The following is a 9,903-nucleotide window of genomic DNA, read 5'->3' on the forward strand; positions in this document are numbered from 1 at the left end:
GTGGCGCACATGATCCGCAAAGGTCAAATCACACCCGGACTCTGCCCATTTCAACAGTTCGCTGAGCTCGCCACCTGACGCACAAGCGGTTGCTGAAACAACTCAACGGGCTCAAATCTTTGCAACATGTGTAGACGCCCAAAACGCAAGAGGTAATTTAGTCGGTCTTCAGCATCGGTTCGGGTACTGACATGTGTTCGGCCTGTTGCGCGGCCTTTTCACTAGCCGCTGGCCCGTATGGTGTAAGCGGATCTGGTCCAATTCAAAACCACGTGCTCGAAGCACTGTGTCGTAAGCTGGTTTTCCCGATCCGGTCTCACGATCCTGATGCCATACCGTCCATTGTCCTCTTCCGTTTCCGCCGTCTCTCGGTCGCCGACGCTTTATGCGTTGGCAGCCGGAGCCCGGTAGACTCCCCCTTTGCTCATCAAGGCCCAAACGATCCTCGCCATCTTGTTCGCCAGGGCCACGCGAACCAGCAGTGGCGGCTTGCGTTCGATCAGGCGATCAAGCCAGGGATCTGTTCTCGTTCTATTTCGAGCGCGCCACATGACAACGCTGTTGGCGCCGATGATCAATAATCGCCTCAGCGAACGTTCTCCCATCTTTGTCGTTGCCCCGAGGCGTTGTTTGCCCCCTGTTGAATGCTGTCTTGGAACCAGCCCGAGCCAGGCGGCGAAATCCCGACCACGGCGGAACGTTTCCGGTGGTGGGGCAAGGGCAACCAGCGCAGTTGCGATGAGCGGACCAATTCCTGGCACCGTCATCAAGCGGCGCGCGGTTTCGTTTGACCGTGCGCGGCGTGCAATCTCGACATCCAGTTCTTTGATCTGACCGTCCAATTGGTTCAGCATGCCGATCAGTCTTTCAAGGCACTCCCGGGCCACATCCGGGATCGCGCTATCGCCAGAGTCCACCAACGCAACCAGCTTACGAATATTGGCCGCGCCTTGCGGAGCCACCTGTCCGAGCTCACCAAGATGACCTCTAAGAGCGTTGATCAATTGAGTGCGCTGCCGAACCAATAGTTCCCGCGCCCGAAGAACCATCGCTGATGCCTGTGTGTCTTCACTTTTCACGGCAACAAAGCGCATCGTTGGTCTACTCGCGGCTTCGCAGATCGCTTCCGCATCAGCCATGTCGTTCTTTTGACGTTTGACGAAAGGCTTGATGTAGGCCGGAGGGATCAGCCTGACATCATGACCCAAACGACCGACCTCACGCCCCCAGTAATGCGCACTGGCGCACGCTTCCATTGCAACCACACAGCGCGGTAACTTCGCAAAGAAGTCCAGAACCTGACCTCTGCGAAGTTTCTTTCGGACTACAGCGTGACCTGCTCTGTCCGCTCCATGCACCTGGAACACATTCTTCGCCAAATCCAGGCCAACCATGCTAATCTCTTCCATAGACGCCTCCATTCAGGTTGTTTGCAAACCCACAATGGCACATCGAGGCCAGCGGGGGCGTCTACACCTTCAAAACCAACCTGCGGCATAGCATTCATGTGAACAGCGGATCAGCAACGCTTTTGCCTGTGCGCAAATAATTGCTCGATAACGGGGGGGGGCCTGCGCATGATGCAGCAATGGACACCGATCTTATATCAAATATCCCCTTTATTATTGTAAATTTTGTTATCGCATTGCTCATTGGCTCAACAGCGATTGGCGGGCTGCTGCTTGCGCCCAGTCTAGAAGTATTCGGCGATGTCCCCATACACACTGCAATTCCAAGTTGCATGTTCGCACTTATCTTTACCGGATTTGTCGGGGCGCTTGTTTTTGGGCGAGCCGGAAAAATAATCCTGTCGGATTTTCTTGCGCTCGCACTAGGTGCTGGCATTGCGGCATTTGCCGGATCCTTTGCGCTAACCCTTATTCCTTCCACGAGCGTTCAGATAATAATCGGTGTTTTATGCATTGCTTCCGGCATTCATACACTCACGGTGGTACGACGCCAGCCGGCTGATCCGGTCAGACAAAGAGGTGGAAGATTGATTCTGATCGGCCTTGTAACAGGATTTGGATCGGCAATAACCGGCACCGGAGGTCCGTTGATCTTGATTCCGATCATGCTGGCCCTAAATGCAGATCTGCGTCAGGCAATTGGCCTGGGGCAGGCAATTCAAATCCCCATCGGAATTCTGGCGACAACGGGGAATATGGTCATGGGGCGCGTCAACTTCGACATTGCGTTTCCCATTACTGTCATTGTGGTGATTGGTGCAGCGTTGGGCGCATTGCTGGCGCAAAGGTTTCCAACGACATTGCTTCGTCTGGCAGTCGCTGGCCTTCTCACGCTTTCAGGTGCAGCGTACCTAGCAAAAGTTTTTTGAGCGCAGTTCGGATAGTTGATCACCGAATTCCAGTGAGATAACGTTTTTTGGGCAAATGTGATCTAACGCTGGATACCGGATGGTCAGAGACAAAAAGCGGGAACTCCCGCATTCAATCATTGAGACAGCGGCTTCCGAGGAAAAAGCGGTCCACATGACTGAATCGCTCGTCGAAAGCGATACGAATCCGGACATTCTGAGTCACCTCAGCAAGGATGAATTAGATTTGCTGTTGGAAAGTGGACAGGAAACCTCATACGCCAAAGGAGAGTTTTTCTTTCAACAAGGAGAAAAACATCAAGGGATCCATTTTATTCGGTCCGGAAGAATCCGGTCATTTTATGTATCACCGGCTGGACGTGAAATAACTCTGGCATACTGGCCCGCCGGACATTTTGTTGGTGCCCCGCAGATTTTCGGCGGCGGTGATCACATGTGGTCATCTGTGGCCGTGGAACCCAGCGTCGGCCTTTGGCTGCCGGGAGTCGTTCTCAAACAGTTAATCCGTCAGATCCCAAATCTCGCGGTCGGAGTCATCGAAGGGCTTATTTATAAAGGTAAACTCTATACCTCCCTCGTCCAGATCATGGGAACGCGATCTATGAGCACGCGTCTGGCACATTTGCTTTTGACACTGGCTGATGCTGACCTCCAGCAAGTGCAAAACCGTTCGTATCTAAGCGAAAACTTCACTCAAGAGGAACTGGGCAACATGATAGGCGCGACCCGCCAGTCCATCTCTTTGACATTGGATCGCTTTGAAAAAGACGGCCTGATTTCGCGCAGCGGCCATGCGATTCGACTTCTCAACGTGCGCGGCCTGGAAGAGATATGCTTCTGATTTCTGCATTAGCTCTTGTTTTTTGAAGGGTTTTGGCAGCTCTGGCCCAGAGTCCTCGAAAAAAGCCGCTTTGCTCAACTTCCATAAATAACTCCATCTTGCGAGGATAAACCTGACGGTGAGTCGCCCCCGGAAATTGGGGGTGGCGCAAATATTTGCTATCCCTACTCCAGGCATCGTGAAAATCTTCCATGCAATCCCAAATGGCACGAAGACATGGAGGGCTATAATGAAAAGCGCCGATCTGAAAAAATGGCACCACACAAGCAAATCCTTAAAAGGCTTGTTGGTCGCGGGGTTGCTGGCTGCGACCGGCACTCCGGCCCTGTCGGGTGAAATAACGATCTATGCGACAATGGATGGCGATAAGCTCAAAAAAATCGGGCAACAATTCGAGGAGGCTCATCCGGAAATCAAAGTGAATTGGGTAAGGGATTCCACGGGTATTATCGATGCCCGGTTGCGGGCTGAAAAGGACAACCCCCGCGCCGATGTCATCTACGCAATGGCGGCAACCAGCATGCTGAGCATGGATCAGTTGGGCATGTTCCTGCCATACACGCCCAAGGGTGTAGAGAACCTGGATGCCAAATACCGGGATTCGCAGGATCCTCCGCATTGGACTGGTATTTACGGATGGGCCAGCGCAATTTGCTTCAATACAGTTGAGGCAGAAAAGCTAAATATTCCACGTCCGACAAAATGGACTGACCTGACCGATCCTGTCTATCGCGGGCAAATCACGATGCCAAATCCGGTTTCCGGGGGCACTGGTTTTCTAGCGGTATCCAGCTGGATTCAGATGTTTGGTGAAGAAAAGGCCTGGGAATTCATGGACGGGCTGCATGAAAACATCGCCTCCTATGCACATGGTGGTTCAAAGCCGTGCAACCAGGCGGCGGCTGGGGAATACGTTGTTGGTATTTCATGGCCGTTCAGGGGGGCCACGCTTAAGACTAAAGGTGCCCCCATTGATGTGATCGTTCCAGAGGAAGGCATCGGTTGGGAAATGCAGGCGATGGCTATTCTGAAAGGAACCAAGAACGAGCCAGACGCGAAGACGTTCATCGACTGGGCCATAAATGAAGACATCATGCGGTTCTATGCTTCTTCCTCTTCGGTCGTCGCAATGCCGGGCATGACAGTTGAACGCGAGAACTTCCCACCGGAAGTAGTGGATATGATGATCAATAATGACTTCGTTTGGGCAGCGGACAACAAGGCTCGTATTAACACTGAATGGCGGGGTCGCTATGATGGCAAATCTGAGCCCAAAAACTAGCCAGCGCCATTAGAAGCGCAAAATTCAGATACCCGGGGAAAGTGCGACGTTAACCAGAAACTCACCCCGGGTATTAAACAAATGGATTGCAGGTGTCAGATAGATAGTTCGAAGCCGTCGCTTCCAAACAATTCTCCTGATTTCACCCGCAGTACCGGCAGGCGCAGCTGAATTCGCAAATCTGTCTTGAGTGTTTGCACAACGAAGTTGCAGTCTAACTTCCAAATTGCGCCCATTCACCTCCGAACCAGAGGCGCGGCGCTATCGATCGGGGTAACTATGAAACCATATCTGCGAGTTAATTCTGTATCGAAGCGATTCGGCTCATTTGAGGCTCTGCGAGACATCTCCTTTGATATTTACCCAGGGGAGTTTGTTTGTTTTCTAGGCCCATCCGGATGCGGGAAAACAACATTGCTGCGGTGCATAGCGGGGTTGGAAACTCAGACCAGCGGCCAGATCATCCAGGCCGACCAAGACATCTCCAACTGGCCGGTCTCGAAACGTGATTTCGGCATCGTGTTTCAATCTTATGCCCTGTTTCCCAACCTGACTGTTGGAAGCAATGTCGCCTATGGATTGATCAATCAAAATAAACCCAAAGAAGAAATCGCCTCCCGGGTTGCTGAGCTGTTGGAACTGGTCCACCTTTCGGGGCACATTGATAAACATCCCAATCAGTTATCAGGCGGTGAGCAGCAGCGGGTTGCGCTGATCCGCGCTTTGGCGACATCACCGGGTCTGCTATTGCTGGACGAGCCCTTGTCGGCACTTGATGCGAAGGTCCGCGGGCATTTGCGGCGTGAAATTCGCGAACTTCAAAAGCGCCTTGGCGTGACGACGATCATGGTGACGCATGATCAGGAGGAAGCGCAAGCGATGGCCGACCGAATTCTTGTCATGCGACAGGGAGAGGTTGAGCAAATCGGTAACCCCTGGGAAATTTATGACAATCCCGCAAGTCCATTTGTGGCGGAATTCATCGGCAGCACGAACTTCATTTCCGTCACTGTCACAGATGACAACAAAGTTCGCTGTGGGGAATTTGAGCTGTCGTGTGATGCAAGTGGCTTCAGTTCAGGAGCTACAGCTCGCGCGGCAATACGACCGGAAGATATTCAGATTCTGAAACATATCGACGGCACATCACTTGCAGCCCGAGTAAATGAAATCGAACATCTCGGCGCCTTTGTCCGCCTGTATCTTGCAATGGACGGATTGCCAGATCAATTGGTTATGGCTGATGTCGGGAAAGGGGCGCTGCGACAGCTTTCGCTGAAGTCAGGAGACAAAATTGGTCTTTCCTTTCCGCAAGATAGCTTGCGTCTTTTTGCAGTGGAGGAATGAGACGACATGACCAGCATCGCTAAGAATTCCCCCCGAAAAAATAGCCGCCGAATGGACGCCGATGACTGGCTCGTCCGCGGTCTACTTCTGCTTTTGGGCGCTTGTTTTGTTTTTGCACTGGTGGTCCCGCTATCCATGCTGGTCATGCGAAGCCTTCAGGACCGCGACGGCAACTTTATAGGTCTGGAAAACTATATCACTTATTTTTCGACTCCGGCCCTTTCAAATTCCATCAGTAATAGCTTCTTTATCGCCAGTCTCGGGGCCTTTATCGTCATCGTTTTGGCCTTTACCTACGCGTTCGCGCTGACCCGCACATGCATGCCATACAAGACCTTTTTCAAGGTCATGGCACTGGTGCCGCTGTTGAGCCCCTCACTGGTAAAGGCTATTGCCCTTGTCTATTGGTTCGGCAATCAGGGCGTATTGAAAGACGCATTGTTCGGGTATTCCATTTACGGACCGATCGGAATCGTTATCGCTTCTGTTTTTTGGACTTTCCCCCACGCGGTGCTGATCATTTCGATATCTTTAGCGCTCTCGGATGGTCGGCTTTTCGAAGCGGCCGAGGCGCTTAAGACCAGCAAACTCAGAACTTTTCTGACAGTCACCATTCCCAGCGCACGCTTTGGAACGATCAGCGCCGCCTTTGTGGTCTTTATTCTGATCTTCACCGATTTCGGCGTGCCGAAAATCATTGGTGGCAATTACAATGTCCTTGCCACCGACATTTATAAGGAAGTGGTGGGCCAGCAGAATTTTGGAATGGGTGCGGTTGTATCTGTAATTCTGCTGATACCCGCTGCCATAGCATTCGTCATCGACCGGCTGTCTGCGCGCAAGCAGGCCGCAATGATCACCGCTCGGTCCGTTCCCTACGAACCAAAGCCCAACCCCATGGTCGACTATTCAATGCTGGCATTTTGTTCGTTCATTACAATCTGCACATTGGGTATCATCGGAATGACCCAGTACGCGGCCATAATCAAATTCTGGCCATACAACCTCGAATTCACGCTTCAAAGCTACACGTTTGACTTTGAAGGTGTCGGCTGGGAAAATTTCGCAAATTCGCTTACCGCATCATTTTGGGTGTCGATCATTGGTACATCGATCATTTTTCTCGGTGCGTATCTCGTGGAAAAACCACGGGGCGATGGTGCTACTCGCCAACTGATTCAGTTCTTCGCACTCATGCCAATGGCTATCCCAGGTCTAGTTCTTGGCTTGGCATACCTGTTCTTTATCAATCACCCGGCAAATCCGTTCGGTTTCCTTTATGGAACAATCGCCATCATCGTCATCAACACCATCACTCACTTTTATACAGTCGCTCATCTCACGGCGGTCACCGCGCTTAAACAACTTGATGCCGAATTCGAGGCGGTATCTGCCTCTATGAAGGTTCCAATGCGCAAGAGCTTTTTTCGCATAACGGTACCTATTTGCCTGCCGGCGATTTTGGACATCGCGCTTTATCTTTTCCTGACTTCGATGACGACCGTTGCGGCGGTGATATTCCTATATGGACCCCACACGAAAATGGCATCTGTTGCCGCCATTCACATGGAGGAAATGGGCGAAATCGGTGCGGCGGCGGCCATGTCAATGCTGATCGTATACACCTGTCTGGCCGTGCGCCTGCTTCATGTTTTGATCGCCGGAAAACTGTTCACCCGTTTCCAATCCTGGAGAGTTCGCTCCTCCGAGAAACAGAGCTAACCACCTATAATTGAAGAGAGATACAAGATGATTAGCAATATAGTAGGCGGGACAGTAATTGCCTGGAACGGAGACACCCACTACGTTTTGGAAGATGGCGTGGTTGTCTTCAGCGGCAACGAGATCATTTATGTGGGGTCCGACTATAGCGAGCCGGTTGATCGCACGATCGACGCGACGGGTCAGCTGGTTATACCAGGTTTCGTCAACATCCATTTGCATCTTTGCGATACAAATTTCACCAAGGGTTTGCTTGAGGATGGTGACAATGTTTCATCCGAGGCCAAATCCCAGAATTTCAAATCTCTGTACAATATCTTTCCATCTCTGCGCGGTGCGACGGATCCGGATGCGCAGCTTGCCGGAGCGACCTGCGCGCTTGCTCAACTGGCGCGCACCGGTTCAACCACCATCGTAGAAATGGGGTTTGACTTTGAAATCGGGGGCGACGGGGACATCTCGATTACTGAAAATGTGGCAAAGCTGGCGGGTGAGTCAGGATTACGATGTTACACAGGGCCACGCTATCGGACACGATTTTATGGACTGACTGAAAGCAGCAGTGTCTTTTATGAAAACTACCCGGACAACGCCCGAAAGCGCACCGAAGATTGCGTGACTTTTTGTCAGGATTGGAACGGTCGCTTTGATGATCGCCTGCGGACAATGTTGGCACCGGGGCAGGTTGACACTTGTGATCCCGATCTTCTGCGGGACACACGCCGATACGCGAATGAATTGAAAATACCCATTCAGTTGCATGCCGGGCAGTCACCCAATGAATTTGAATGGGTGCGTCAGACCTACGGCAAGACAACCATTGAATTCCTCGAAGACGTTGGTCTGCTGGGGCCGGACCTGATTATTGGCCATGGTCAGATTCTCTCTGCTGACGGTGATGCCGATTCCATGGCGCCACATGAGGTTGCGCTGCTGCGGGATTCCAAAACGACTTTATGCCACATTCCCTGGATCAAGGCCCGCCGCGGCAGTGTCATCAATTCCATTCAGAAATACCGTGACAAAGGCTTCCGCCAGGGCATTGGAACGGATTCCTACCCGTTTGACATGTTCAACGAAATGCGCATGGCATCCGTCGTGTGCAAGATCGTGGAAAGCTCTTCGGCAGCGGCTTGCTCGCCGGACATTTTTCACATGGCGACGGTGGGGGGGGCAGACGCGCTTGGCCGCGGCGATCTAGGCAGGCTGGCACCGGGGTGCAAGGCCGACATCGTGATGGTGCGCCGCGATACGCTCAGGGCGGCACCACTATACGACCCATTCAAATTTCTGGTGATGGGAGCAGCGGGCGATGATGTGGACACCGTAATTGTCGACGGGAAAACAATCGTCGATGGTGGAAAAGTTCAGACAATCGATGTTCCTGACGCCATTGAAAAACTGAACAAAGCCAGCCAGCGCGTGTGGGACAATCTGGAGCTTGGCTAGCAATCCGCTAAACAAATCAGGTCAGAGGGACGCTGTTATCTTTGAAGGTCGGTCTCCGTTGTCGGCCTTCGGGATCGGGTGGCCGGAAGCTGACCTGTGTCCACCCCCTCCAGCATCAATCTGCCTGCAACCGGCTCTGATCATGACTCCGTTTGATACCGAGGAAGAGGTTATGGCATTGGCCTGAGACATGCCCTAAAATCTGACCAACTAGGTCCAGACCACTGACAAGGTCCGTAGGCTACGGGTAGCAAGGCAATTCCGCTCTGGCATGGTTTAAATGAACGGCAAATTCGACGGCACTGCTTCCCCCCTTTTGCGGAGTGAAGCAGTCCGGAAATGGCCATGAAGGCGGCGCTTGGGAGCTGGAGAAGTTCGCTAAAGTCAAATCCGTCAGCGATTGACAGTGAACATGTCTAAAGTTTTCTATGAAAAAGGGGATCTGTTGCAAACTTTTAGCTGTTGACGAGGTCAGATGCTGCGGGTGAATGACTTTCGGTAAAATCAGTCGAAAGTCAGTTCATGATTTCCTTCAAAGGCGCGCAATATCCGGAGGATGTGATCCTGTTCGCGGTGTTTTTCTATGTCCGATACGGTGTGTCTTACCGGGATTTGGAAGAAATCATGGCCGAGCGCGGTGTTTCAGTGGACCACACCACGCTAAACCGATGGGTAACACGGTATTCTGGTGCAATCGCTGAGGCAGCACGTCGCCGCAAAGGGCCATGTGACCGTTCGTGGAGAATGGACGAAACTTACATCAAAGTTAAAGGCGCGTGGGTCTACCTCTATCGAGCGGTCGATAAACACGGCAAGACCCTTGATTTCATGCTTTCACGGCGTCGCAACAAACCAGCTGCCACCAAGTTCTTCGCCAGGATGTTGGAGATCAATGGAATGCCGAGGAAGATTGTGATCGACAAA

At 52.1% G+C, this 9,903-nt stretch carries 9 protein-coding genes and 1 pseudogene; 9 read left to right on the plus strand and 1 reads right to left on the minus strand.

The features are described from left to right. Positions 1-78 (plus strand): annotated as a pseudogene (locus ACR0LF_RS23330) (IS6 family transposase); the annotation flags it as partial. Positions 79-383: 305 nt separating this feature from the next. Here the strand turns inward: ACR0LF_RS23330 and ACR0LF_RS23335 are convergent. Further along, positions 384-1,409: an IS110 family RNA-guided transposase gene (locus tag ACR0LF_RS23335; protein ID WP_480583384.1), complete on the minus strand. Its 1,026-nt coding sequence runs from the start codon at positions 1,407-1,409 to the stop codon at positions 384-386. A gap of 179 nt (positions 1,410-1,588) precedes the next feature. Between ACR0LF_RS23335 and ACR0LF_RS23340 the strand changes: the two genes are divergently transcribed. The 8 genes from ACR0LF_RS23340 to ACR0LF_RS23375 all read left to right on the plus strand — a co-directional run. Then, a complete protein-coding gene (locus ACR0LF_RS23340; protein WP_480583381.1) occupies positions 1,589-2,338 on the plus strand; it encodes a sulfite exporter TauE/SafE family protein in 750 nt (249 codons plus the stop codon). A gap of 79 nt (positions 2,339-2,417) precedes the next feature. Beyond that, positions 2,418-3,179, plus strand: a complete 762-nt coding sequence (locus ACR0LF_RS23345) for a Crp/Fnr family transcriptional regulator (RefSeq protein ID WP_480583378.1) — start codon at positions 2,418-2,420, stop codon at positions 3,177-3,179. A gap of 229 nt (positions 3,180-3,408) precedes the next feature. Next, complete coding sequence (locus ACR0LF_RS23350) at positions 3,409-4,461, plus strand: putative 2-aminoethylphosphonate ABC transporter substrate-binding protein (protein WP_480583375.1); 1,053 nt, start codon at positions 3,409-3,411, stop codon at positions 4,459-4,461. A gap of 279 nt (positions 4,462-4,740) precedes the next feature. Then, positions 4,741-5,808, plus strand: coding sequence for a putative 2-aminoethylphosphonate ABC transporter ATP-binding protein (locus ACR0LF_RS23355; protein ID WP_480583372.1), 1,068 nt, complete (start codon positions 4,741-4,743; stop codon positions 5,806-5,808). A gap of 6 nt (positions 5,809-5,814) precedes the next feature. Continuing rightward, positions 5,815-7,530 (plus strand): putative 2-aminoethylphosphonate ABC transporter permease subunit, encoded by a 1,716-nt coding sequence (locus ACR0LF_RS23360; protein ID WP_480583370.1) that lies wholly within the window; start codon positions 5,815-5,817, stop codon positions 7,528-7,530. Between the two features lie 27 nt (positions 7,531-7,557). Further along, on the plus strand, positions 7,558-8,979 hold the full coding sequence (locus tag ACR0LF_RS23365; RefSeq protein ID WP_480583367.1) for an amidohydrolase family protein: 1,422 nt from the start codon (positions 7,558-7,560) through the stop codon (positions 8,977-8,979). Positions 8,980-9,302: 323 nt separating this feature from the next. Continuing rightward, complete coding sequence (locus tag ACR0LF_RS23370) at positions 9,303-9,383, plus strand: hypothetical protein (protein ID WP_480583430.1); 81 nt, start codon at positions 9,303-9,305, stop codon at positions 9,381-9,383. A 118-nt stretch (positions 9,384-9,501) separates the two neighbouring features. Then, a partial coding sequence (locus ACR0LF_RS23375) for an IS6 family transposase (RefSeq protein WP_480856493.1) occupies positions 9,502-9,903 on the plus strand: 402 nt, incomplete at its 3' end.

The organism is Ruegeria sp. E8 (genome assembly GCF_056533985.1).

What these genes read in the sequence shown, in the direction of transcription:
- ACR0LF_RS23335 (WP_480583384.1), bottom strand. Translation starts at nt 1,409, where the DNA reads ATGGAAGAGATTAGCATGGTTGGCCTGGATTTGGCGAAGAATGTGTTC.
- ACR0LF_RS23340 (WP_480583381.1), top strand. Translation starts at nt 1,589, where the DNA reads ATGGACACCGATCTTATATCAAATATCCCCTTTATTATTGTAAATTTT.
- ACR0LF_RS23345 (WP_480583378.1), top strand. Translation starts at nt 2,418, where the DNA reads ATGGTCAGAGACAAAAAGCGGGAACTCCCGCATTCAATCATTGAGACA.
- ACR0LF_RS23350 (WP_480583375.1), top strand. Translation starts at nt 3,409, where the DNA reads ATGAAAAGCGCCGATCTGAAAAAATGGCACCACACAAGCAAATCCTTA.
- ACR0LF_RS23355 (WP_480583372.1), top strand. Translation starts at nt 4,741, where the DNA reads ATGAAACCATATCTGCGAGTTAATTCTGTATCGAAGCGATTCGGCTCA.
- ACR0LF_RS23360 (WP_480583370.1), top strand. Translation starts at nt 5,815, where the DNA reads ATGACCAGCATCGCTAAGAATTCCCCCCGAAAAAATAGCCGCCGAATG.
- ACR0LF_RS23365 (WP_480583367.1), top strand. Translation starts at nt 7,558, where the DNA reads ATGATTAGCAATATAGTAGGCGGGACAGTAATTGCCTGGAACGGAGAC.